General features: G+C 65.5%; 24 protein-coding genes. 14 read left to right on the forward strand and 10 right to left on the reverse strand.

The annotated features are described in order from the left end of the window. Positions 1–165: 165 nt before the first annotated feature. Entirely contained in the window at positions 166–633 is a 468-nt protein-coding gene (locus LC092_RS04055; RefSeq protein WP_224805157.1) for a MarR family winged helix-turn-helix transcriptional regulator, read from the reverse strand. Between the two features lie 194 nt (positions 634–827). On the opposite strand from LC092_RS04055, the gene LC092_RS04060 reads away from it, so the two are divergent. After that, positions 828–1,184 (forward strand): hypothetical protein, encoded by a 357-nt coding sequence (locus LC092_RS04060; RefSeq protein WP_224805158.1) that lies wholly within the window; start codon positions 828–830, stop codon positions 1,182–1,184. 62 nt (positions 1,185–1,246) lie between these two features. Next, positions 1,247–1,771 carry a CreA family protein gene (locus LC092_RS04065; RefSeq protein WP_224805159.1) on the forward strand — a complete coding sequence of 175 codons (525 nt, stop codon included), beginning with the start codon at positions 1,247–1,249 and terminating at the stop codon, positions 1,769–1,771. A gap of 74 nt (positions 1,772–1,845) precedes the next feature. Here the strand turns inward: LC092_RS04065 and LC092_RS04070 are convergent, their stop codons facing one another. Further along, positions 1,846–2,190, reverse strand: coding sequence for an ArsR/SmtB family transcription factor (locus LC092_RS04070; RefSeq protein ID WP_224805160.1), 345 nt, complete (start codon positions 2,188–2,190; stop codon positions 1,846–1,848). A gap of 586 nt (positions 2,191–2,776) precedes the next feature. Then, positions 2,777–4,594 (reverse strand): L,D-transpeptidase family protein, encoded by a 1,818-nt coding sequence (locus tag LC092_RS04075; RefSeq protein ID WP_224805161.1) that lies wholly within the window; start codon positions 4,592–4,594, stop codon positions 2,777–2,779. Positions 4,595–4,925: 331 nt separating this feature from the next. On the opposite strand from LC092_RS04075, the gene cysS reads away from it, so the two are divergent. The 5 genes from cysS to rarD all read left to right on the forward strand — a co-directional run bounded on the left by cysS (position 4,926) and on the right by rarD (position 10,669). Next, entirely contained in the window at positions 4,926–6,392 is a 1,467-nt protein-coding gene (gene cysS / locus LC092_RS04080) for a cysteine--tRNA ligase (protein WP_224805162.1), read from the forward strand. A 788-nt stretch (positions 6,393–7,180) separates the two neighbouring features. Continuing rightward, the gene (locus LC092_RS04085; RefSeq protein ID WP_224805163.1) at positions 7,181–7,552 is read left to right on the forward strand and encodes an endonuclease domain-containing protein; all 372 of its coding nucleotides are present in this window, start codon (positions 7,181–7,183) and stop codon (positions 7,550–7,552) included. After that, positions 7,549–8,079 (forward strand): GFA family protein, encoded by a 531-nt coding sequence (locus LC092_RS04090; RefSeq protein ID WP_224805164.1) that lies wholly within the window; start codon positions 7,549–7,551, stop codon positions 8,077–8,079. Before LC092_RS04085 ends, LC092_RS04090 begins: the two co-directional genes overlap by 4 nt. A 54-nt stretch (positions 8,080–8,133) precedes the next feature. Continuing rightward, complete coding sequence (gene cimA, locus LC092_RS04095) at positions 8,134–9,726, forward strand: citramalate synthase (RefSeq protein ID WP_224805165.1); 1,593 nt, start codon at positions 8,134–8,136, stop codon at positions 9,724–9,726. A 28-nt stretch (positions 9,727–9,754) separates the two neighbouring features. Continuing rightward, positions 9,755–10,669 carry an EamA family transporter RarD gene (gene rarD / locus LC092_RS04100; RefSeq protein ID WP_224805166.1) on the forward strand — a complete coding sequence of 305 codons (915 nt, stop codon included), beginning with the start codon at positions 9,755–9,757 and terminating at the stop codon, positions 10,667–10,669. Between the two features lie 109 nt (positions 10,670–10,778). Here rarD and tyrS read toward each other — a convergent pair whose 3' ends face one another. The 4 genes from tyrS to rpsF all read right to left on the reverse strand — a co-directional run bounded on the left by tyrS (position 10,779) and on the right by rpsF (position 13,811). After that, positions 10,779–12,032 carry a tyrosine--tRNA ligase gene (gene tyrS, locus LC092_RS04105; RefSeq protein WP_224805167.1) on the reverse strand — a complete coding sequence of 418 codons (1,254 nt, stop codon included), beginning with the start codon at positions 12,030–12,032 and terminating at the stop codon, positions 10,779–10,781. A gap of 383 nt (positions 12,033–12,415) precedes the next feature. Next, a complete protein-coding gene (gene rplI / locus LC092_RS04110; protein WP_224805168.1) occupies positions 12,416–13,015 on the reverse strand; it encodes a 50S ribosomal protein L9 in 600 nt (199 codons plus the stop codon). 100 nt (positions 13,016–13,115) lie between these two features. After that, complete coding sequence (gene rpsR / locus LC092_RS04115; protein ID WP_029057383.1) at positions 13,116–13,364, reverse strand: 30S ribosomal protein S18; 249 nt, start codon at positions 13,362–13,364, stop codon at positions 13,116–13,118. Between the two features lie 12 nt (positions 13,365–13,376). After that, positions 13,377–13,811: a 30S ribosomal protein S6 gene (gene rpsF / locus LC092_RS04120; RefSeq protein WP_224805169.1), complete on the reverse strand. Its 435-nt coding sequence runs from the start codon at positions 13,809–13,811 to the stop codon at positions 13,377–13,379. A 375-nt stretch (positions 13,812–14,186) separates the two neighbouring features. Between rpsF and fabD the strand changes: the two genes are divergently transcribed. The 7 genes from fabD to gmk all read left to right on the forward strand — a co-directional run bounded on the left by fabD (position 14,187) and on the right by gmk (position 20,767). Beyond that, a complete protein-coding gene (fabD, locus tag LC092_RS04125; RefSeq protein WP_224805170.1) occupies positions 14,187–15,134 on the forward strand; it encodes an ACP S-malonyltransferase in 948 nt (315 codons plus the stop codon). A 42-nt stretch (positions 15,135–15,176) separates the two neighbouring features. Beyond that, the gene (gene fabG / locus LC092_RS04130; RefSeq protein WP_224805171.1) at positions 15,177–15,914 is read left to right on the forward strand and encodes a 3-oxoacyl-[acyl-carrier-protein] reductase; all 738 of its coding nucleotides are present in this window, start codon (positions 15,177–15,179) and stop codon (positions 15,912–15,914) included. Between the two features lie 280 nt (positions 15,915–16,194). Beyond that, the gene (locus tag LC092_RS04135; protein WP_029057379.1) at positions 16,195–16,431 is read left to right on the forward strand and encodes an acyl carrier protein; all 237 of its coding nucleotides are present in this window, start codon (positions 16,195–16,197) and stop codon (positions 16,429–16,431) included. A gap of 63 nt (positions 16,432–16,494) precedes the next feature. Then, positions 16,495–17,760 (forward strand): beta-ketoacyl-ACP synthase II, encoded by a 1,266-nt coding sequence (fabF, locus tag LC092_RS04140; protein WP_224805172.1) that lies wholly within the window; start codon positions 16,495–16,497, stop codon positions 17,758–17,760. Between the two features lie 114 nt (positions 17,761–17,874). Further along, positions 17,875–19,065 (forward strand): endolytic transglycosylase MltG, encoded by a 1,191-nt coding sequence (gene mltG, locus LC092_RS04145; protein WP_224805173.1) that lies wholly within the window; start codon positions 17,875–17,877, stop codon positions 19,063–19,065. A gap of 61 nt (positions 19,066–19,126) precedes the next feature. Then, positions 19,127–20,068 carry a YicC/YloC family endoribonuclease gene (locus tag LC092_RS04150; protein ID WP_224805174.1) on the forward strand — a complete coding sequence of 314 codons (942 nt, stop codon included), beginning with the start codon at positions 19,127–19,129 and terminating at the stop codon, positions 20,066–20,068. 6 nt (positions 20,069–20,074) lie between these two features. After that, positions 20,075–20,767 (forward strand): guanylate kinase, encoded by a 693-nt coding sequence (gmk, locus tag LC092_RS04155; RefSeq protein ID WP_224805175.1) that lies wholly within the window; start codon positions 20,075–20,077, stop codon positions 20,765–20,767. A gap of 36 nt (positions 20,768–20,803) precedes the next feature. Here gmk and rsmA read toward each other — a convergent pair whose 3' ends face one another. The 3 genes from rsmA to LC092_RS04170 are packed head-to-tail and all read right to left on the reverse strand — an operon-like array spanning position 20,804 to position 23,591. Beyond that, a complete protein-coding gene (gene rsmA, locus LC092_RS04160; RefSeq protein ID WP_224805176.1) occupies positions 20,804–21,640 on the reverse strand; it encodes a 16S rRNA (adenine(1518)-N(6)/adenine(1519)-N(6))-dimethyltransferase RsmA in 837 nt (278 codons plus the stop codon). Next, positions 21,637–22,656 carry a 4-hydroxythreonine-4-phosphate dehydrogenase PdxA gene (pdxA, locus tag LC092_RS04165; RefSeq protein WP_224805177.1) on the reverse strand — a complete coding sequence of 340 codons (1,020 nt, stop codon included), beginning with the start codon at positions 22,654–22,656 and terminating at the stop codon, positions 21,637–21,639. Before pdxA ends, rsmA begins: the two co-directional genes overlap by 4 nt. An 8-nt stretch (positions 22,657–22,664) precedes the next feature. Further along, positions 22,665–23,591: a peptidylprolyl isomerase gene (locus LC092_RS04170; RefSeq protein ID WP_224805178.1), complete on the reverse strand. Its 927-nt coding sequence runs from the start codon at positions 23,589–23,591 to the stop codon at positions 22,665–22,667. Positions 23,592–23,749: the final 158 nt, after the last annotated feature.

Below are 23,749 nucleotides of genomic sequence, written 5' to 3' on the forward strand. Positions count from 1 at the left end.
TTGCCGCGCCGTGTGTCCCGTTTTGGGGATCTTCCACGCCTAACTATCGCCACAACACCGGGCGCGGCACAACAAAAGCCTCGGATTTTAGTAAACTGCGGCCTAATGGCTCGCCGGCGAGGGGCGGGGGAAACCGCGGGAGACGGCCGGAGCCGGACGGCCCGGTCAGTCCGCCATTTCGCGCGTCAGCGCCTGGGCGCGCAGCATCAGCCGGTCCAGCAACTCGTCGAGTAGCGCGCAGTCGGAAGCCGAAAAATCGGCAACGAGGGCCTTTGCAAATGCGCACGCCTGCGGGGCGAGGGTCTCGTAGATCCGGCGCCCTTCGTCCGTCAGCGCGAGAAAGCTCTCGCGCATGTCCTGGCTGTTCGGCTCGCGCCGGATCAGCGCGCGTGCCTCCAGCGCTGCGGCCGCGCGCGAGACTTTGGTCTTGTGCATCCGGCTGTGCTGTCCGACCCCCTTGGCCGTAACCGTGCCGAACTGTCCGAGCGTGGCGAGCAAGCGCCATTCGGGAACCGTGATGCCGTAGCGGCGGCGATAGACGCCGGCGAGCGACTGGCTCACCGTTTCCGCCAGGATATTCAGCCGGTAGGGCAGGAAGGTCTCAAGCTCGAGCGGCGGAGAAGGAGGCGTCATGAGGCGGTCCAATGGAGCGGGCGGGAAAACAGCCCGTCGGGCAGTCGCAATCGTTCGTGTGTATCGTGGCAAGTGTAACCGCTTCGCGTCGCGCGGGGAAAGGGGCTTTGCCGGCCAAGACGGGCGCTTGCCTATCGCCACGGCGCATGGCACCACGACCCCTGACAGTCACCCCAAGGAACCGCCCGCCCGCCATGTCGACGCCAAAACCCGCCGCCCCGCCCCAAAGCGTTGCCCTTGTCTGGACGGTGCTCACGCATGTGCTCGTTCTGCCGGTCGCGGCATCGTATCTGCCGGCGCTGCTGCCCCAGGCGGCACTGACGGGGGCGCCGGAGGCATCCGCCGTCGCGCCGTTTCTTCTCTCCGGCCTCTTCGCCGCCCTGATCGTCGTGCTTCATGGCGTGATCTGGCGCATGGCGCGCGGCGAGGGGCGCAGGCGGCTGGCGCAGGTCGTTGCCGGCCTTGGCTTCGTCAGCCTCGCGACGCTTGTCCTTCTTGGAACACCGGCGCCGCTTCTGGTTCTGGCGCGCCTCGTCGGGGTGGTGCTGTGATGTCTTGCCCCCCATATCGAGGGGACGCCGAACCGCGTTTGAAACAGATCTGGAGACTGCGAATGCGATCCCTTGCCCGTGCCCTGGTCACGCCCCTCGTTATTTCGGCGTCACTCGTCGTGTCGTCTGTCGCATTCGCGCAGGAAGAGCCGGATCTCATCTTCAAGAAATCGACCGTCTGGAAACTGCTGACGCCGGACCACAAGCTCGCCACCTATGCGGTCGACGATCCGCTGGTGAAGGGCGTGGCCTGTCATTTCACGGTGCCGGAAAAGGGCGGGGTCTCGGGATGGCTCGGCGTGGCCGAGGAGGTCTCCGACATCTCGCTCGCCTGCCGGCAGGTCGGACCGGTGAGCTTTTCGGAGAAATTCGAACAGGGCGACGAGGTGTTCCGCCAGCGCCGCTCGTTCCTGTTCAAGAAGATGCGCATCGTGCGCGGCTGCGATGCCAAGCGCAACGTGCTGGTCTATCTGGTCTACTCCGACAAGATCATCGAGGGCAGCCCGAAGAACTCCACGTCCACCGTGCCGATCATGCCGTGGGGCGAAGCCGAGGCGCCGCGCTGTTCCGACTGGATGGAGAACTGATGCTCACCGGTTGGAGGCGCTGGACAGGATCTTGACCGGCGCCTGAGGCGGGGCCGGTCAGTTGGAGGGGCCGGTCACCCGGCGTGTTCGGTCTCGCGCGCGGTGGCGGTCGTTGCGTCCGTTTCCGGCGGGCAGAAGTGCTTCTGCAAGAGCGCCAGAACGTCCTGCGCGATCTCGCTGTCCAAGCTGTAGTAGATCGTCGTCCCGTCACGGCGGGTGCGCACAAGTCCCTGCGCGCGCAACAGCGCGAGTTGCTGGGAGACCGTCGGCATGCGCATTCCGGTCATCTCGGCAAGCTGGCCGACGTTGGTTTCGCCGTTCGCCATATGGCACAGCAGCATGAGACGGGGGCCGGAGGCGAGCATCTTGAGAAAGCCCGCTGCGTCTTCGGCTTTTTCCTGAAGCGCGTTGATCATCATTGTCCTTCCGCTGCGGCTTGCGCGGCCCTGTGGTTCTCTCGTGGCCCGGATGCGGTTTTTGTCCGGATGCGGCTTTTGTGAAGCCTTGCGCGGGAATGTGGCTTTCTCGCGGGCACGCAAATCGCTGCCGCATTAGAATCCAACCCGGGGTCCGGTGCAAGCGTTCACCTGCGAGGAAAACGGGTTTCACGCCAGTGTGATGCGGCTGCGCAACCGTTGGAGGCGAAGTCGCACGACTCGACCGCCGCAAGCCGGCTGCGGGCCGTGTCGGCGCGGTCCCCGGAGAGGACGAAGGCCGCGACGGGGACAAGCAGAAGTGCGCCGAGAAGGGTGGCGGTGAGGGTCTGGCAAAGCAGGGGGCGAAGAACAGGGAACATGACAGGCTCCGATACGCGAGACTTGATCGTGGTGAGATCCTGCCAGTTGCGCCGTGAACCCGTCCTGAGGGCGGCGTTTATCTGCGGTTCAGCATCCTTAACGCGCGCGCCGTGACGACGCGCCATGCAAGGTACTGCCTTGAAAGGTTGAGTCGGAAAACCGGATCAACCCTTTATTTTGTCTGCTGTTTTTCCCGCTCGAACGCCGGTCAGAGCTTCACCGGCGCCAGCGCGGCAATCGCCTTTTTCAGGACCTTGTCGCGGTCGTAGATGTCGCGGCGGAAATGGGTCGAACCGTCCTTGTTCACCCAGGCTGTCAGATAGGTCAGATGCACCGGGATCGGCTCGGTCAGCTTGATCACGCGGCGTTTCCCGGTCGAGCGGACCGACAGCAGCTTGTCCTTCGTCCAGCCGTCCTCGCCCAGCAGCACCTCGCCGAGATCGAAGGGATTTTCCGTGCGGATGCAGCCATGGCTGAAGGAGCGCTGCGACCGGGCAAACAGCGATTTCGACGGCGTGTCGTGAATGTAGATGTTGAACTTGTTCGGAAACATGAACTTGATGCGGCCGAGCGCATTGCCGTCGCCGGGATCCTGGCGCAGCGTGAAGGGGAAGTTGCCGCGCCCGTAGGCCTGCCAGTTCACGGCATAGGGGTCGACCTCGCGGTTGCCCGAGAAGACGCGGATGTCCTTCGACAGAAGCGCGCCCGGATTGCGTTGCAACTGCGGCAGATATTCCTTGGTGGCGATGGAGTAGGGCACCGTCCAGAACGGATTGACCTCGGCATAGGTGATCTGGTCGGAAAACACCGGGGTTGCGTGATACGGCTTGCCGACGATGACGCGGGCGGTGTGAACGGTCTTGTCGTTCTTCACGACCTTGAGATTCTGGTCGGCGAGGTTGACGAAGACATAGCGGTCGCCGAGATCGTCCGGCATCCAGCGGCGGCGCTCCATGTTGAGCTCCATCTGCTCGATGCGCGTCTCGATGGGCACGTTGATTTCCGCGAGCGTGTTCTTGCCGATGATGCCGTCGACGTCGAGGCCGTGACGCTCCTGAAACAGCTCCACCGCCGCAACCAGCGCGCCGTCGTAGACATCGCCCTGGTGGCTGCCGGCGGTGAAGAGATCCTGCTGGGCAAGGCGTTCGCGCAAGGCGTCGAGGCGCGGGTCGCTCATGCCGGGCTTCAGGGTCTCGCCTGCAGGGATCAGTGTAAAGCCGCCGGCGGCGGCCTTGGCCCGGTAGTCGGCGAGCCGCTCTTTCAGCCTTGCGTAGTTGGGCGTGTTCGGCGACAGGGCGTCCAGGGTGAGGGCGAAGTCCTCGCTCGATTCCACCATCTCCAGAAGCGACGCCGGATCGGGAGCTTGCGGGAAAAGGTTGAGCGACGGATTCACCTCGTTCGGCTTGACGCGGCCGGCGACCATGTCATTGGCATAGGTGATGTAGCTGTTGGACAGCGCCACCTCGACGGCGGCGATCTCGTCGATGCCGCTTGCATTGAAGGCGATCTGGAACAGCCGGTCCGGATCATAGGCGGCGGGGTCGAGCGCATGGGCGCGGGCGTCCTCGAAGGCCTTGATCAGCAGTTCGCCATGGGGCGTGAGCCCTTCTTGCGAGACCCACAGCGGCTGGAACACGCGACCTTCGTAGAACTCCTGAACGCCGAGCTGCAGTTCCTCCTCGCTGCCGGCGTTGAAGGCGGCGTCCAGCATCAGCGTGTCGGCGGTGGACAATTCGCGCGCGATCGCCATTGCCAGCGGATCGGTCGGCAGGACCGCGGCTGGGGCCTGTGCGGCCGGCAGCGCGCCGGCTGCCGGCGGGGTTCCGGTGGCGGCGGCCGGTTCCGCCTGACCGCCGGTTTCCTGCGCGAGGCTGGCGCCTGTGAAGGGCGAGGCCGCGACCAAGGCTGTGAAAACGGCGATCGCGAGCGCAAGTTGATGCGTCGGGGCACGCGAAAACCGGCGCCGTGGGACGGCATTGGCGACGGGCGGCAACGACGGTTGCCCGGGGTCAGTGGTGGGTGCCATGCGCATGTGTTTCCTCCTGTCCCAAGCCGGACGCATTGTCACTCTACATGAGCTTTGGGGAGGGAACGAGACCTGACCCGCGGTCGTTCCACCGGCGGCAGTCGCCCGCGCATCCTGCTTCCGCGAGGCTTGCACGGACTGCGGACTTGACCACGCGGGGCAAACGGGTCAGAACACGTTTCATGACAACGGCCAAGCGGACCCTCATTTCGATCCTCATTATTTGCAGCTAGCGACAAAGCTGGCTGTGGCCGTTCCCCTCATGCTCGATGCTCCTCCCCACCGGAGATGAGACGGACGCCCCGGCCAGACGGCCAGGAGACGACCGATCATGCATTCCAAGCATCCTTTGAAGCTCACCAACACCTTGACCCGTTCGAAGGACCTCTTCGTGCCGGAGGACCCGTCGAACGTGCGCATATATGTCTGCGGGCCGACGGTCTATGACTTCGCCCATATCGGCAATGCCCGGCCGGTGATCGTCTTCGACGTGCTGTTCCGGCTGCTGCGCCATCTTTACGGCGCGGAGCATGTCACCTATGTGCGCAACATCACCGACGTCGACGACAAGATCAACGCGCGGGCGCTGCGCGACTATCCCGATCTTCCGCTGAACGAGGCGATTGCGCGCGTCACGAAAAAGACCGCCGACCAGTTCCACGCCGATGTGAAGGCGCTCGGCTGCCTCGAGCCCAGCGTGGAGCCGCGCGCGACCCAGCATATTCCGGGCATGATCGCGATGATCGAGACGCTGATCGCCAAGGGCCATGCCTATGTGGCGCAAGGCGAGGTGCTGTTCGACGTCGCCTCCATGCCGACCTACGGCGGGCTCTCCAAGCGCAATCTCGAAGACCAGCGCGCCGGTGCGCGCATTGCTGTCGACGAACACAAGAAAAATCCGGGCGATTTTGTGCTGTGGAAGCTCTCCTCCGACGCGGAGCCCGGCTGGGAGAGCCCCTGGGGGCGTGGCCGTCCCGGCTGGCACATCGAGTGCTCGGTGATGAGCGAGGCGCATCTGGGTGAGACGTTCGACATTCACGGGGGCGGTCTCGACCTGATCTTCCCGCACCACGAGAACGAGATCGCCCAGTCCTGCTGCGCCCATGGCACGGACAAGATGGCGAGCGTCTGGCTCCACAACGGCTTCGTCCAGGTGGAGGGGAAGAAGATGTCCAAGTCCGAGGGCAACTTCGTCACCATCCACGACCTGCTGGCGACCGAGACCTTCGGCGGGCGCAAATGGCCCGGCGAGGTGCTGCGCCTCGCCATGCTGATGACCCACTACCGCGAGCCGATCGACTTCTCGGTCAAGCGGCTGGAGGAGGCGCATGGCATCCTGTCGGGATGGAAGGACAGCCTGCTCGACGGCGGTATGGTGTTCTCGGATGCAAACCGGGCCGACTACGAGGGGATTGTGGTCCCGGACGAGGTCGTCGAGGGGCTGTGCAACGACCTGTCCTTCGCCGGTGTTCTCCCTGTCCTGCACGGACTTTCGAAGGCGGCAGCCGGAGACATTGGCGCTGCCCATCGTCTGTTCGCGGCACTGTCGTTCCTGGGAGTGGTTTCCTTTGATGCAATGCAGGCCCATGAGGCGGCAACCGCCGACCGCGTCAGCAATGGTGTCGATGCTTCCGCCATCGACAAGCGCGTGGCCGACCGTCTCGCCGTGATCGAGGCAAAGAACTGGGCCGAGGCCGACCGCATTCGCGACGAACTGGCAGCCGAGGGCATTCTGCTCAAGGACGGCAAGGACCCGGACACCGGCAAGCGCACCACCACCTGGGAGGTGAAGCGGTGACCATGCCCCGCTCTCCAATCTCCCCCCCTGAGGGGGAGATGTCGGCTTTTGCCGACAGAGGGGGGGATGGAGCTTCTCCGCGCGGACCGAGCTTGGAGGCGACCTCCGTTGCCCCCCTCTGTCTCCTTCGGAGACATCTCCCCCTCAAGGGGGGAGAGGGGCGCGTGGGGATGGGCGGTGTGTCGGGTCGGGCGTTGTCTGCGTGGCGGCGGGGTGGCGGGTCTGCGCAGGTGCAGGATCAGTCCCGTTCAAAGACTTGGGTTCCTTTGCCCGAGCGAAAGCCCCGCTCTCCAATCTCCCCCCGTGAGGGGGAGATGTCGGCATTCGCCGACAGAGGGGGGGATGCAGCCTCTCCGCGCGGACTGAGCTTGCAGGGGACCTCCGTTACCCCCCTCTGTCTCCTTCGGAGACATCTCCCCCTCAAGGGGGGAGAGGGGTGCTTGGGGCAGCGTCGTGCGACGGGTCGGGCGGTCTCCGTGTGGCGGGGTGCCGTGTCTGCGCCGCTCCACAATCAGCCCCGTTCAAAGACCTCGGTTCCTTCGCCCGAGCGAAAGCCCCGCTCTCCAATCTCCCCCCCTGAGGGGGAGATGTCGGCATTTGCCGACAGAGGGGGGTATGCAGCCTCTCCGCAGGGACCGAGCTTGAAGGCGACTTCCGTGCCCCCCCTCTGTCTCCTTCGAAGACATCTTCCCCTCAAGGGGGAAGAGGGGTGCGCGGGGCTTGGCGGTGTGTCGAACCGCGGTCGGGAATGGGTTTCGGAAAACGCTTCAATGCCGGGAGGTGCGGGCATGCCTCATCGTGACGTGTCCAGGTCCCTGCGCGCGAACGCGAGATCTCTTCGAAAGACGATGACCCCGGCCGAGAAGAAGCTGTGGAACGCCCTTCGGGGCCACAGGCTCGACGGCATCGCGTTTCGCCGGCAGATGCCGATTGCCGGCTACATCGTCGATTTCGCCGCCCCGTCACACAAACTCATCGTCGAGCTCGACGGATCGCAGCATGGAGCGGCGGATGGCGTCGATGCCGACCGCCTGCGGGACGCGCGGCTGTCAGCGCTTGGCTGGACCGTGCTGCGCTTCTGGAACGCGGACGTGCTCGACGAGCTTGATGGCGTCTGCCGAAAGATCCTGGACGCCTGCGGAACAGGAGACACGGCATGAGCACTTCGCAGATCCACACCGGCGGCTGCCAGTGCGGGGCGCTGCGGTTCCGGGTGACGGGACCGCTGGGCACGGCCTCGATCTGCCACTGCCGCATGTGCCAAAAGGCGTTCGGCGGGTTCTTCGGCGCGCTCGTCGGTGTTCCGAAGGGGACGCTCGAGTGGACGCGCGGCGGCGCGCCGGCAAGATTCCGCTCCTCCAACCATGTGTCGCGCGGGTTTTGCCCCGCCTGCGGCACCCCGCTGACCTATGAGGAGCCGGACGGCTCGGTCGCTCTGGCGATCGGCGCCTTCGACCATCCCGAAACCATTTCGCCGACGATCCAATACGGCGTCGAAGCCAAGCTTGGCTATGTCGACGCGCTGGCGGACCTGCCGGCACGACGCACGCTGGACGATCTCGAGGCCGCCGCCTTTCTCGACAGCATCGTCAGCCACCAGCACCCCGACCGCGACACCGACAGCTGGCCGCCCAAGGAGTGGGCGGGCGATGCCTGGTCGAAGGCCGGCCCGTCCTCCAACGATTGAAATCCCGAAAGACCGGTTTTGATGAAACACCGGCGGCCCCAAGGACAAGAAGACATGACACGCGAGCGCCTCACCCTCTTCGACACCACCCTGCGCGACGGCGCGCAGACGGCGGGCATCGATTTCTCGGTGGAGGAAAAGATCGTGATTTCCGAGCTGCTGGAGCGGCTCGGGGTCGATTATGTGGAAGGCGGCTACCCCGGCGCGAACCCGACCGACACGGCGTTTTTCGCGGAAAAGCGCACGCAGGCGGCAACCTTCACCGCCTTCGGCATGACCAAGCGCGCCGGACGCTCGGCGGCGAACGATCCGGGGCTTCAGCTTGTGCTCGGCTCCAAGGCGGATGCGGTCTGTCTCGTTGCCAAGGCCTGGGACTATCACGTCAAGGTCGCGCTCGGCTGTTCCAACGAGGACAACCTCGTGTCGATCCGCGAAAGCGTGGAGGCGGTGCGGGCCTCGGGGCGCGAATCATTGATCGATTGCGAGCACTTCTTCGACGGCTACAAGGCCAATCCCGACTATGCGCTCGCCTGTGCGCGCACAGCCTACGAGGCCGGGGCGCGCTGGGTGGTTCTTTGCGACACCAACGGCGGCACCTTGCCGTCGGAAATCCGCGAGATCGTCGCCAGTGTGCGCGAGGTCGTGCCGGGCGAAAACCTCGGCATCCACGCTCATGACGACACCGGCCATGCGGTTGCCAACACGCTGGCCGCCGTCGATGCCGGCGTTCGGCAGATCCAGGGCACGCTGAACGGCATCGGCGAACGCTGCGGCAACGCCAATCTCATCACCCTCGTGCCGACGCTGATGCTGAAGAAGCCCTATTCGGAGGCCTTCGAGCTGGGCGTTACCCCCGATGCGCTGGCCGAAATAACGGCTATCTCGCGCGCTTTTGACGAGATCATCAACCGCTCGCCCGACCGCCATGCGCCCTATGTCGGCGCCAATGCCTTCGCCACCAAGGCGGGCATCCATGCCTCCGCGATCCTCAAGGAGCCGGAGACCTACGAGCATGTGCCGCCGGAAAGCGTCGGCAACCGGCGCCGGGTGCTTGTGTCCGACCAGGCGGGAAAATCCAATCTGCTCGGCGAGTTGAAGCGGCTCGGCATTACCGTCGACAAGGCGGATCCGCGCCTCGACGTGCTGCTCAGTGACGTCAAGGAGCGCGAGGCCCAGGGCTACGCTTATGAAGCGGCGGATGCCTCCTTCGAACTGCTCGCCCGCCGCCGGCTCGGCGAGGTGCCGAAGTATTTCGACGTAAAGTCCTTCCGCGTGATGGTCGAGCGCCGCCACAATGCGCTCGGCGAACTCGTCACCGTGTCGGAAGCGGTCGTGAAAGTCGATGTCGATGGCGATTCCCGCATGTCGGTGGCGGAAGGAAACGGCCCGGTCAACGCGCTCGACAATGCGCTGCGCAAGGACCTCGGACGGTTCCAGGATCGCATCGACGAGATGGAATTGATTGATTTCAAGGTGCGTATCCTCAATGGTGGTACCGGCGCGGTCACGCGCGTCCTGATCGAGAGCCAGAACCGGCGCACGCATAAGCGCTGGTTCACGATCGGGGTTTCAAGCAACATCGTCGACGCGTCGTTCCAGGCGCTGCTCGATTCCCACACCTATACGCTCCTCAAGTCGGCGGGTTGACCGCCGGCGCCGGCACAGGTCACCCGCAATGAGCCTTCCTCACACGACCGAGGCGGACGATGCCGAACGCCGCCTCGGCCTCGTTTTCGCGCTGACGGCTTTCGGTCTCTGGGGGATTCTGCCCGCCTACTACAAATGGACATCCGGGGTCGGAGCCGATGTGGTCGTCGCGCATCGCATCGTCTGGTCGGTGGTGTTTCTCGGGCTTTTCCTCACCCTGCGCGGGCGGATGGGGGAGGTGCGCGACGCGCTTTGCGATCGCAAGCGTCTGCCGATGCTCGCGCTTTCGGCTGCGATCATTTCCATGAACTGGCTGATCTTCATCTGGGCGGTGGCGGACAATCGCATCCTCGAGGTGAGCTTCGGCTATTTCGCCAATCCTCTCGTCTCGGTCGCCCTCGGGCTGATTGTGCTGAAGGAGAAGATCAGCCGCTGGCAGGCGGTGGCCATCGCGATTGCAGCGCTCGCGGTCGCGATCCAGGCGCTGGCCCTCGACGCCTTTCCCTGGGTGTCGGTGGGGCTCGCCTTCACCTTCGCGAGCTATGGCTTCCTGCGCAAGATGGTGGTGGTCGGCGCCTCACCGGGGTTGATGGTGGAATCGGTGCTCCTGGCTCCGCTTGCGCTCGCCTATCTGTTTTATTCCGGCGGCTGGGAAGGCAACTATGTGCTCCCGCTCGACAATCCAGGCCTGCTTTTGCTCTTGATGGGAACCGGCATCGTCACGGCCTTTCCGCTGGCGCTGTTTGCCGCCGGTGCCCGCCGGTTGCCGCTGTCGATGATCGGCCTGATGCAATATGTGGCGCCGAGCCTGCAGTTGATCCTGGCGATCTTTGTCTATGGCGAGGAAATCCAGCCGCTGCTTCTCGCGACCTTCGGGCTGATCTGGATCTCGCTGGCGATCTTCACCACCGACACGATCTATCGCCGGGAGAGGCGGGGCTGACAGCGCGTCGGTGGCGCCGGGGTCTTCCCGGGCCAATGCATGAAAGAGAACGGGCGCGAGGAGGTTCCTCGCGCCCGTTTGCGTTTCAGCTTCAGGTCCCTGGTGCAGCTCAGACGGCCTTCAACAGAACGTGCCGCTTCTTGCCGAGCGACAGCTTGATCACGCCGTCCTCCAGCAGGTCGCCTTCGCCGAGCACGCGCTTCTCGTCGCCCTCGGGCTGGTCGTTGACCCGCGTGCCGCCGCCCTTGACCTGACGGCGGACCTCGCCGTTGGAGGCGCATAGCCCGGCCGTCACGAAGGCGGCGAGCAGGCCGATGCCCTCAGCGAGATCGGCGCGCGGGATCTCGACGGTCGGCAGGCCGCCGGCCAGCGCGCCTTCCTCGAACGCCCGGCGCGCGGTTTCGCCGGCGGCTTCCGCTGCCTCGCGGCCATGCGCCATGGCGGTTGCCTCGGTGGCGAGGACCTTCTTGGCCTCGTTGATCTCGGCTCCGCCAAGTGCTGCGAGCCGCGCGATTTCGTCGAGCGGAAGCGTCGTGAACAGCTTGAGGAATCGCTCCACGTCGCCGTCCTCGGTGTTGCGCCAGAACTGCCAGTAGTCATAGGCCGACAGCATGTCCGGGTTGAGCCAGACAGCGCCCGACGCGGTCTTGCCCATCTTCGCGCCCGAGGCGGTGGTCAGCAGCGGCGTCGTCAGGGCGAAGAGCTCGACCTCCTCCATCCGCCGGCCGAGATCGACGCCGGACAGGATGTTGCCCCACTGGTCGGACCCGCCCATCTGGACGCGACAGCCGGTGCGGCGGAACAGCTCGACGAAGTCGTAGCCCTGGAGCAGCATGTAGTTGAATTCCAGGAACGACAGGTGCTGCTCGCGCTCCAGACGCATCCGCACGGCGTCGCGCTGGATCATCTGGTTGACCGAGAAATGACGCCCGACCTCGCGCAGGAAGTCGACATAGTGCAGGCCCATCAGCCAGTCGGCATTGTCCAGCATCAAGGCATCCTTCGGGCCGTCGCCGAAGGTCAGGAAGCGGTCGAACACCTTGCGGATGCCGTTCTTGTTTTCCTCGATCTGGGCATCGTCCAGCAGCGGGCGGGCGTCGTCGCGAAACGACGGGTCGCCGATCCGCGTGGTGCCGCTGCCCATCAGCGCGATCGGGCGGTGCCCGGTCTGCTGCATCCAGTGTAGCATCATGATCTGGACGAGGGAGCCGACATGCAGGCTCTTGGCCGTGCAGTCGAAGCCGATATAGGCCGTGACCGTCTCGGACCGATACAGATCGTCGAGCCCCTGGGGGTTCGAGATCTGATGGATGAAGCCCCGATCGCTGAGGGTCTTCAAGAACTCCGATTTGAAAACGGTCATTTGTCTGTTCGTCCGTTGTGGGGTTGGGTGTGGCCGCCCGTGTCGCGACGCGCACAGGCGCCACGCCTTGCAGGATCCGCTCAAGGGTCCGCGAAGGCCTGCTCCTCATAACCGATGTTGTCGGCGAGATCACGGGGGAATTGCTCGTTCCGGGGGACAGGCTGGCAGGCGCTGGCGTCAGGGCAAAAAAAACGGCCGGAAGAACCGGCCGCTCGAGTTTTGCGGGTCGTGGTCGGACGCAAGACGCGTCGTCGACCCGCGAGATCTAGCAAGGGCGGATGACGCCGGCGTGACGGGCGAGGCCCCGAGGCGCGATTGAACGAAAAAGGCCCCGCGCGGGCGGGGCCTTTCCTGATGTCGCTGCGCGTTGCGCGAGGCGTGGCTCAGAGGGTTTCCTCTTCGGCCGGGCGCTCCTCGGAGGCTTCGGCATCACCCTCGTCTTCGCCCTCGGCGTCTTCGTCTTCCTCTTCTTCGAACTCGAAGGTGTCGAAGTCGCGCTCCGTCAGATCCTCACCGCGCGCCTGGCGCTCGGCTTCGTCGTTCGAACGGGCGATGTTGAGGCTGATCTCGACTTCCACTTCCGGGTGGAGGACGATCACGACGTTGTGCACGCCGATGGTCTTGATCGGCTTGTCGAGGCGCACCTGGGCGCGCGACGCGGAGAAGCCGCCCTCGGTCATCGCGTCGGCGATGTCGCGGGTGGTGACCGAACCGTAGAGCTGACCGGTTTCGCCGGCCTGGCGGATCGCGATGAAGGTCGTGCCGTCGAGCGACTTGGCGACGCTTTCGGCTTCCGCCTTGCGCTCCAGGTTGCGGGCCTCGAGCTGCGCGCGCTCGTTTTCGAAGCGCTGCATGTTGGCCTTGTTGGCACGAAGGGCCTTGCCCTGCGGCAGAAGGTAGTTGCGGGCGAACCCGTCCTTGACCTTCACCACTTCGCCCATCTGGCCAAGCTTGGCGACGCGCTCCAGAAGAATGACTTGCATGTCGAATGTCCTTGTCGTCTGTCCCGCACCGTCTGGCGGCGCGGTTAGGGGCCCCCGTTAGAAACGGGCGGGCCCCAGCCGATTGCAGGTGTTCGCGATCTTACTTGATCACGAAGGGCAGGAGCCCGAGGAAGCGCGCGCGCTTGATGGCGCGGGCGAGTTCACGCTGCTTCTTCGCCGACACCGCGGTGATGCGGCTCGGAACGATCTTGCCGCGCTCCGAGATGTAGCGCTGAAGCAGGCGGATGTCCTTGTAGTCGATCTTCGGCGCATTGGCGCCGGAGAACGGGCAGGTCTTGCGACGGCGGAAGAAGGGACGCCGCGTCGGGAGCTGAGCGATATCAACCATTGCGTTCTCTCCTTAGTCGTCGTTGCGGCGGGGGCCGCGATCGCCACGGTCACCGCGGTCGCCGCGATCTCCGCGGTCGCCACGCTCACCGCGTCCGCCGCGTCCGCCACGGCGGTCGTCGCGGTCGCGCTTCTGCATCATTGCGGAGGGCTCTTCCTCGTGCTCGTCGACCTTGATGGTCATGAAGCGCAGGACGTCCTCATTGAGGCGCATCTGACGTTCCATTTCCGCGACCGCCGCCGGCGATGCGTCGAGGTTCATCAGCGTGTAATGCGCCTTGCGGTTCTTCTTGACGCGGTAGGTCAGGGTGCGCAGGCCCCAGGCCTCGACCTTGCCCACGGTGCCTTCATATTCTGCGATCAAAGCCTTGTACTGCTCGACCATCTGCTCGACCTGCTGGGCCGAGACGTCCTGGCGAGCCAGGAACACATGCTCGTAAAGCGGCATGGATTGTGCCTTTCTTCAGGTTCATAAACCCCGGAACACGGCGCTAAGCCTCTTCGAGCCTTCAAGAAAGGCAAATCGAAGCAACTTCGAAGGCGGAGACACGGGAAGGCGGACGCTTTCGCCGTCCTGCCGACAGTCTGGCGGAAATCCGCTAGACGATCGGTCTTCCGTTCAGCCCCCGGCCAGAGTTCCGAACGAAGTGGCGCTTATACACCAGTTCGGTCCATGTGCAAGCCGGGCGGGCAAAAGCGTGTGGTTTTTTTCGCCCCCGACCTTGACAGAAAGGCGGGTGACCGTCTCTTTGCGGCCAACCCATAAGGTGGAGCCGGAGACGAAGCATCTCCGCCTCCGCGCAGTCAAGGTGGAGACAGCGGCATGAGCATCGCTTTCACGTTCCCCGGGCAAGGAAGCCAGGCGGTCGGCATGGGCCGCGACCTGGCCGAGCAGTTCGCCGAGGCACGGGCGGTCTTTCAGGAAGTCGACGACGCGCTCGGAGAAAAGCTCAGCGACACGATGTGGAACGGCCCGGAAAGCGATCTCACGCTGACGGCCAACGCGCAGCCGGCGCTGATGGCGGTGAGCCTTGCGACCATGCGCGTGATCGAGTCGCGCGGTCTCGACCTCAAGGCGTCCGTTGCCTTTGTCGCCGGCCATTCGCTCGGAGAATATTCCGCGCTTGCCGCCGCCGGCGCGCTGAGCGTTGCCGATGCTGCCCGCCTCCTGCGCATTCGCGGCGACGCAATGCAAAAGGCGGTTCCGGTGGGCGAGGGCGCCATGGCGGCGCTGCTCGGCCTCGATTTCGACGCCGCCGTCGAGGTTGCCCGCGAGGCGGCCGGCGGCGAGGTCTGCCAGGCGGCCAACGACAACGCCCCGGGGCAGGTCGTGGTGTCCGGCCACAAGTCGGCCGTAGAGCGGGCGATCGAGATCGCCAAGGCCCATGGCGCGCGCCGTGCCGTGCTTTTGCCTGTCAGCGCGCCGTTCCATTGCGCGCTGATGGCGCCGGCCGCCGACGTGATGGCGGAGGCCCTGGCGGGCGTGGAGATGAAGATGCCGGCGGTGCCGCTCGTCGCCAATGTGCTGGCGTCGCCGATCAGCGATCCGGCCGACATCCGCCAGCGGCTCGTCGAGCAGGTGACCGGAACCGTGCGCTGGCGCGAATCCGTTTCCTGGATGGCGGAAGCGGGCGTCGATACGGCCTTCGAGATCGGCACAGGCAAGGTGCTGAGCGGCATGGTCAAGCGCATCACCAAGGACATGACCGGATCGCCGGTGAATACGGCCGCCGATATCGACGCGCTGATGGACCGTTTGCAGTCCAACTGACACAGTGTGTTCTAGACAACCAGCTTTGAGGATTTCGCGCGCATGTTCGATCTGACTTCGAAAACCGCACTCGTGACCGGAGCCACCGGCGGCATTGGCGCCGCCATTGCCCGTGCCCTTCATGCCAGGGGCGCGACCGTTGCGCTGTCGGGCACCCGGGCGGAGAAGCTTCAGGCGCTTGCCGGCGAACTGGGCGAGCGCGTGCACGTGCTGCCGGCAAACCTGTCGAAGCGGGACGAGGTCGACGCCCTGGTGCCGGCCGCAGAAAGCGCCATGGGCCAGGTCGACATCCTGATCAACAATGCCGGTATCACCCGCGACAACATCTTCATGCGCATGAAGGATGAAGAGTGGGACGACGTTCTGGAGGTCAATCTGACGGCCGGATTTCGCCTCTGCCGCGCCGCCGTCAAGGGCATGATGAAGCGCCGCTCCGGCCGCATCGTCGGCATTGCCTCCGTCGTGGGCGTGACCGGAAACGCCGGCCAGGCCAATTATGCTGCGGCGAAGGCCGGCATGATCGGCATGGCGAAATCGCTGGCGCGCGAGGTCGCGGCCCGCAATGTGACCGTCAACACCATCGCGCCCGGCTTCATCGAAACGCCGATGACCGACGCGCTGAATGACAAGCAGAAGGATTCGATCCTCGGATCGGTTCCGGCCGGGCGGTTGGGACGGGCGGACGAAATCGCTGCCGCGGCCCTGTATCTGGCAAGCGACGAAGCGGCCTATGTGACCGGCGAGACGCTGCATGTGAATGGCGGCATGGCCATGATCTAAAAAGGGAAATGCCGCCGTTTTGGTGGCCTTTCCACGCATGCTTTCAGGGGATGGCCGGCGACTGGTCAAGCCCTGGAAAGTGTGTTACGAACCCGCCGGCCAGCAGACCCGTTCACGAAGGTTCGGCGCTCGGGCGTGGCCGGTCCGGCGGGGAAACAACCGACACGGGCCTGGTGCGGGCTGGTACCCCTTTCACCGCGTTCCGAAGATCGGGTACGAGGTACGGCGCTGAGCGCTGAATCAAGCGAACTACTGTTGGAAGCAATCGAGGAATTCAGAAATGAGCGACATCGCGGATCGGGTAAAGAAGATCGTCATCGAACATCTCGGCGTCGATGCCGACAAGGTGACCCTGGAGGCGAGCTTCATCGACGATCTGGGCGCCGACAGCCTGGACACCGTTGAGCTGGTCATGGCTTTCGAGGAAGAGTTCGGTGTTGAAATCCCGGACGATGCGGCCGAGACGATCCTCACGGTCGGGGACGCGGTCAAGTTCCTGGAAAAGGCCGCCAGCTAATCGGTTTTGAATGCCGCGCCGGATGGGGAACCTCCATCCGGCGCGCCTACATACGGGTATGAAATGAGGCGAGTTGTCGTTACTGGCCTTGGCATGGTCTCGCCGATGGCGTGCGGTGTCGAGGAAAGCTGGACTCGAATTCTGAATGGCGAAAGCGGGGCGTCCCGCGTCGAGCATTTCGAAGTCGAGGATCTCGCCTGCAAGATCGCCTGTCAGATTCCGCGCGGCGACGGGTCCAACGGGACGTTCAATCCCGACGACTGGATGGACCCCAAGGAGCAGCGCAAGGTCGACGATTTCATCGTCTTCGCGATGGCGGCCGCCGAACAGGCGATCCGCGATTGCGGCTGGGCGCCGAAGACCTACGAGGAACAGATCCGCTCCGGCGTTCTGATCGGTTCGGGTATCGGCGGACTTCAGGGAATAGAGACAACCTCGCATGTCCTGCGTGACAAGGGCCCGCGACGTGTGTCGCCCTTCTTCATTCCCGGCCGGCTGATCAATCTCGCCGGCGGCTATGTTTCCATTCGCCACGGTCTCAAGGGGCCGAATCATGCGGTCGTCACCGCCTGCTCGACCGGCTCGCACGCCATTGGCGATGCCGCCCGTCTGATCGCGCTGGACGATGCCGACATGATGGTGGCCGGCGGCACGGAATCTCCCGTCTGCCGGATCTCGCTTGCCGGCTTTGCCGCCGCGCGGGCGCTCTCCACCGGTTTCAACGAAAATCCCAAGGGCGCGTCGCGTCCCTACGACAAGGACCGCGACGGTTTCGTCATGGGCGAGGGCGCCGGGGTGGTCGTGCTCGAGGAATACGAGCGTGCCAAGGCCCGCGGCGCCAAGATCTATGGCGAAGTGGTCGGCTACGGCCTGTCGGGCGACGCCTATCACATCACCGCACCGTCGTCGGACGGCGATGGCGCCTATCGCTGCATGCAGGCCGCGCTCAAGCGCGCCGGCATGACGCTCGGCGAGGTGGATTACGTCAACGCCCATGGCACCTCGACGCCGCTCGGCGACGAGATCGAGCTCGGTGCGGTCCAGCGGCTCGCCGGCGATGCCGCGTCGCGTCTCACCATGTCCTCGACGAAATCCTCGACCGGGCATCTTCTGGGTGCTGCCGGTGCGATCGAGGCGATCTTCTCGCTGCTGGCGATGCGCGACAACATCGTGCCGCCGACGATCAATCTCGAAAACCCGTCCGTGGAGACCGAGATCGACCTGGTTCCGAACACCGCCAAGCGCATGACGGTGGACACGGCCCTGTCCAATTCCTTCGGGTTTGGCGGGACCAATGCGTCCCTCGTCTTCCGCAAGGTTGCGGCCTGACGCCGGCGCCTTGCGCGCCGGCTGACTGACAGCACGAACGGGCTTCGCGGTTTGGCCATAATTTCACGGCATGTGGCGAACCCAATCCTTCGATCAAACTGACCGGATGGGGTTATGAGCGACAAGCCGACCGAAGATCCCGACAGCGGTACCGATGGCGAAACGCCGCTGTATCGGCCGAACCCGAAGAGCCCGCGCGAGGCGATCCAGCCCGAGCCGGCGCCACAGCCGCCCGCGCGCTCGCGCCATGTGCGCAATCCGGTCGTCATCGTCATCAACTTCCTGCTGTCGCTGGCCGTACTTGGCGTCATCGCCGCCGGCGGCCTGCTCTATTGGGGCAAGGCCGAGTTCGAGGCGCCGGGGCCCTCCGTTTCCGAAAAGACGGTGATCATCTCCTCGGGATCGAGCCTGCAGCAGATCGCCGACACGCTGGAGAACCAGGGCGTCATCGACAATGCCTATCTGTTCTGGGCGGGCGTGCGCGCCTACAAGAATGCCGGCAAGCTGAAGGCTGGCGAATATGCCTTCGCGCCGGGAAGCTCGATGCGCGAGGTGATGGAAGACCTGGTGAGCGGCAAGGCCGTCTATCACACGGTCACCGTGCCGGAGGGCTGGACGAGCCAGCAGATCGTCGAGCGGGTGCGCGAGCATCCGGTTCTGACCGGACAGCTCGACGAGATCCCGCCGGAAGGGGCGCTGCTGCCGGAAACCTATACCTTCACGCGCGGCGCCACGCGGGCGCAGATCATCAACCAGATGCAGGCGGCCCAGAAGAAGGCGCTCGCCGAGATCTGGGACCGGCGGGTCGAGGGTCTGCCGATCGAGACGCCCGAGGATCTGGTGATCCTGGCGTCAGTGGTCGAAAAGGAAACCGCGCGCGCCGACGAACGGCCCCGCGTCGCCGGCGTCTTCGTCAACCGGCTGCGCCGCGGTATGCGGCTGCAGTCCGATCCGACCATTCTCTACGGGCTTTATGGCGGCGATGCGTGGAACCAGGATCGCTCGGGGATCACCCGTTCGCAACTCGACGCACGCAATCCCTACAACACCTATCAGATCGACGGACTGCCGCCGGGGCCGATCGGCAATCCGGGCCGTGCGGCTATGGAAGCCGTTGCCAATCCGTCGCGCACCAAGGACCTGTTCTTCGTCGCTGACGGCACGGGCGGTCACGTCTTCGCCGAGACCTACGAGCAGCATCAGCGCAACGTGATCAAGTGGCGCGAGATCGAACGGGCACGACGCCAGCAGGAGCGCGAGAACTCCTCCGGCGAAACGTCCGGCGGCAGCGGCAACGACGGCTAGGCGGCCGGCGGACGGCACGCGGGTGCCGGTTCCTCCAGGCGGGTGCAAACGGGGCAAGCCGATGGGCGATACGTCATCACAGGGGTCCGGAGCGGGCCGGTCCGGCGGCGCGGCCGTGCTGTCCAGCATGACCGGCTTCGGCCGCGTCGATGCGGGCGAGGGCGGCGCGCGCTGGACCTGGGAGTTGCGCTCCGTCAACGGCAAGGGGCTCGATGTGCGCCTGCGCCTGCCGACCGGTCTTGAGGTGCTGGAAAGCCATTGCCGAGACACGGTCGCGGGCCTGCTTTCGCGCGGCAATGTCACCGTCGGGCTGAGCTTCCAGCGGGCCCAGGGCGAGGCCGTTCCCCAGATCAACGAAGCGGCGCTGAACGCCTTTCTCGCCGCGCTCGAGACGGTTCACCGCCGGGTGCCGGATGCAGCCCCGGTGGCGCTTGAAGGCATTCTCGCCCATCGCGGCATCATCGAGTGGAAAGAACCCGAAGAGGATCCGGCCGAGCGCGAGCGCCTGCTCTCCGCGCTCAAGGCCAGTCTGGCGGAGGCGCTGCAGGCGCTCGTCGACATGCGCCGCAGCGAAGGTGCGGCGATCGAAACGGTCCTGCGCGGGCAGCTTGCCGAAATTGCGCGGCTGACGCAGGCCGCGGAAGCCGCGCCGTCGCGCAGCCCGCAGGCCATTCGCGCCCGGCTTGCCGCCCAGGTCGAGGCCTTGCTCGGCACCGGCGCGCCGCTCGACGCGGAGCGGTTGCACCAGGAAGCGGTGCTGCTTGCGACCAAGGCCGATATTCGCGAGGAACTGGACCGGCTGCAGGCCCATGTCGAGGCGGCGCTGTCGCTCCTCGACGGCGGCGGCGCGGTCGGGCGGCGGCTGGATTTTCTGGCGCAGGAGTTCAACCGCGAGGCCAACACGCTGTGTTCCAAGTCGAACGGAACCGAATTGACCGCCATCGGTCTTGAGCTCAAGACGGTGATCGACCAGATGCGCGAGCAGATACAGAACCTGGAGTAGGGGCGAATGAGCGAAGCGCAAACCGGAACGGTGGTCACAGCCGACGAGGCCGAGGCGCAGCGGCGCGGGTTGATGCTCGTGCTGTCGTCGCCCTCGGGCGCCGGAAAATCCACCATCGCGCGCCAGCTCCTGGAGCAGGAGAGCAATCTCAAGCTCTCCATCTCCGTCACGACCCGCCCGCGCCGATCGAGCGAGATCGACGGCGTTCACTACCATTTCATCACGCGCGAGCGCTTCGAGCAGATGCGCGACCGCAACGAGCTGCTGGAGTGGGCCGAGGTCCACGGCAACTACTACGGCACGCCGAGCGATCCGGTCGAGGAAGCGCTGTCCCAGGGGCAGGACGTGCTGTTCGACATCGACATCCAGGGCACGTTCCAGCTCTATGAGGCGGTGCGGCCGGACGTCGTATCGGTCTTCATCCTTCCGCCGTCGATCGCGGAGATGAAGTCGCGGCTGCACCGGCGGGCGGAAGACACGCCGGACGTGATCCAGCGCCGCCTCAAGACCGCCGTCGGCGAGATGAAGCACTGGTCGAAATACGACTATGTCATCGTCAACGAGGACCTGCAGCGGGCCTATGACGGGGCGCGGTCGATCCTGCGCGCCGAGCGGCTGCGGCGCGAGCGCTGCCCGGCCATCGGCACGTTCATCGAGGGCATGGTCGAGGATCTGCGCCGCGAAACCGACGGGGCCTGACGGGCCTCTGGCGGTACGAGACAGCGGCCCTGCGGCTTATGCGAAAGCCTGCGCCAGTTTCACGAATTCCGCGATATCCAGTTCCTCCGCCCGGCGGGTCGGCTCGATCCCGGCGGCCTCGAGGCGGTCTTGCGCGTCGCTGGCAAGGGTCTTCAGGCTCGCCCGCAGCATCTTGCGCCGCTGCCCGAAGGCGGCTGCGGTAACCCGCTCCAGCGCCTTCAGATCGCAGGGCAGGGGCGTGGCGCGCGGGGTCAGGTGGACGACGGCGGAGGTCACCTTCGGCGGCGGTGTGAAGGCCTTGGGCCCGACATCGAAGGCGATGGTCGCATGGCAGCGCCAGCCGGCGAGAACGCCGAGCCGGCCATAGGCCTTGGATCCCGGCGTGGCGACGATCCGCTCGGCCACTTCCTTCTGGAACATCAGCGTCAGCGATTGCCAGGCCGGCGGCCAGCTCTCTTGCGCCACCCAGTCCAGCAGCAATTGGGTTCCGACATTGTAGGGCAGGTTGGAGACGATCTTCAGCGGCCCGCCGTCGGCGATCTCCGAGAGCCGCAGCGTCAGCGCGTCGGCATTGCGGATCTCGAGCCGGCCCGGGTAATGCGCCGCGATCTCCTCCAGCGCCGGCAGGCAGCGGGTGTCCTTTTCCACCGCGACCACGCGCCTGGCGCCGGCGACGAGCAGGGCGCGCGTCAGGCCGCCGGGACCTGGTCCCACTTCCAGCACGGTCGCCTGCGTCAGGTCGCCCGCGGTGCGCGCGATGCGCAGGGTCAGGTTGAGGTCGAGCAGGAAGTTTTGGCCGAGCGACTTGCGCGCCTGCAGGTCATGCGTGCGGATGACGTCGCGCAGCGGCGGCAGCGTGTCGATCTGGCTCATTCCACCAGGCCGGGGTCGGCCATGACGGCGGCCAGCCGCACGGCGGCGGCGAAACTGTCGGCGCGCGCCGTTCCGGAGCCGGCAATCTCCAGCGCCGTGCCGTGATCGGGCGAGGTGCGCACGAAGGGCAGGCCAAGGGTCGCGTTCACCGCGTCGTGGAAGGCGAGCGTCTTCGCCGGGATCAGTGCCTGGTCGTGATACATGGCAAGGGCGCAGTCGTAAGTCGCCCGTGCCTCTTCGTGAAACATCGTGTCGGCGGGAAGCGGTCCGCGCGCATCGATTCCCTCGGCCTGCAACTGCGCGACGGCGGGCGCAATGACGTCGGCATCTTCCCGACCGATGGAGCCGTTCTCGCCCGCATGCGGATTGAGCCCGGCAAGGGCCAGCCGTGGCGTCTCGATGCAAAAGCGCGACACCAGATCGGTGTGGACAACACGGGCGGTCTCGACGATCAGCTCGCGCGTCAGCGCGCCGGGGACAGCGCTTAGCGGGATATGGATGGTCACGGGCACCGCCAGAAGGTCCGGCCCGGCCAGGAGCATCACGGGACGCACGCTGTCGTGGCCGGCCTCGCGGGCCAGCACGCCGAGGTACTCCGTATGTCCGGGATGGGCGAAGCCCGCGTCGTAGAGCGCCTTCTTGTTGATCGGATTTGTCACCACCGCTCCGGCGCGGCCCGCGAGCGCGTCGGCAACGGCCATGCGGATCGAGGCGAGAACCGCTTCGGCATTGGCACTGTCGGCGACACCGGGGCGGTCCTCCACCGATGCGGGAAGGGGAACCACCGGCAAGGCATTGGGAAAGACTTCCAGGGCCGTTTCGGGCGTGGCCTCACGCAGTTTGACCTTCAGGCCCATGCGCTCGGCGCGGGCCGAAAGCAGCGCCGGGTCGGCAAGGACATAGAATGGCGGCAGGTCGCGCTCGACCCGCTCGCTATAGGCTTTAAGGGTCACGTCCGGCCCGATCCCGCCCGGGTCGCCCATGGTCACGGCGAGGGGCAGGATGCTGCTGCGCATGGCGTTCATCAGCGGTAATCGATGATCGCGCGGCTGCGCAGCTCGCGCAGGTACCGGCGGCTTAGCTGCTGGCCTTCCTTCTGGCGCAGGTCTTCCTCGACTTCCATGCGGGCGGCGGCATTGCTGTCGATCTCGCGCTTTTCACACACCGCGAAGATCTCGAGACCGTTCGGCGTGGTTTGCGGCGCGGTGGTCTTGCCGGCGGCGGTCTTTTCCACAAGCTGGCGCAGGTCGTCAGGCAGTTCCGTCTCAAGCCGCAACTGAGCGGGACGCACCACCACTTCGCGGTATTGCTGCGCCAGCGCTTCCGCCTGGTCGCAGGAATTGAAGGCTGCGCGGAACTTTTCCGCATCCCGGCGGCGCTGGCTCTTGAGCGAGGAGGAAGCCTTTGCCGGAATGACGAAAATCACCGATTGCAGCCGATATTCCATGCTCTTGCTGGTGTCTTCGTCATCCTTCTTGCGCAGGGCGGCGAGCACATCGGATTCGGCAATGCGCACCTCCTGGCGGAAGCGGGCGCGCAGGATCTGGCCCCAGCCGATTTCCGCCTCCAGCCGGTCGCGGAGCGTTTCCGGGCGAACGCCGGCCTGGCGCAGCGCCTGGCCAAGCTGTTTCGGTGACAGTTTCACGCGCCGTGCGAGCGAGGCATAGGCCTCGTCGACTTCGGCCTTGGACACACGGATGCCGGCGCGGCTGGCTTCCTGCATCTTCAGTTGCTCGTCGATCAGCTCTTCCATTGCCGCGCGCTGCGCGGCCGCGCCACCGCGCCCCGTCGTCAACCGCAGCAGTCCGGCGCGCTGTTTGATGTCGTAGGAGGTGATCGGCTTGCTGTTGACCACCACCTTGATGGAGGTCTGCGCCGCAACCGGGTCAATCGCCAGACCCGCCATAAGCAACAGACCGACGGCTGCGAAAAACCAGCGCCTCACAGTCATTCCATTCCCCTTTTCGCCTTGCCGGCTCGCCCCTGTGTCGACGGCGATGGTCCGGCAGCGATCCCGGTCGTGTCAACTGTCACCGTCCGGGTCTGTTTTCGGTAGGCCGTATCCTACGATGCGCAGTGTCGTTGCACCGGAAAAAGGCCAAATTCCGG

Origin of the sequence: Stappia stellulata, assembly GCF_020176715.1 — a bacterium.
GTDB lineage: Bacteria > Pseudomonadota > Alphaproteobacteria > Rhizobiales > Stappiaceae > Stappia.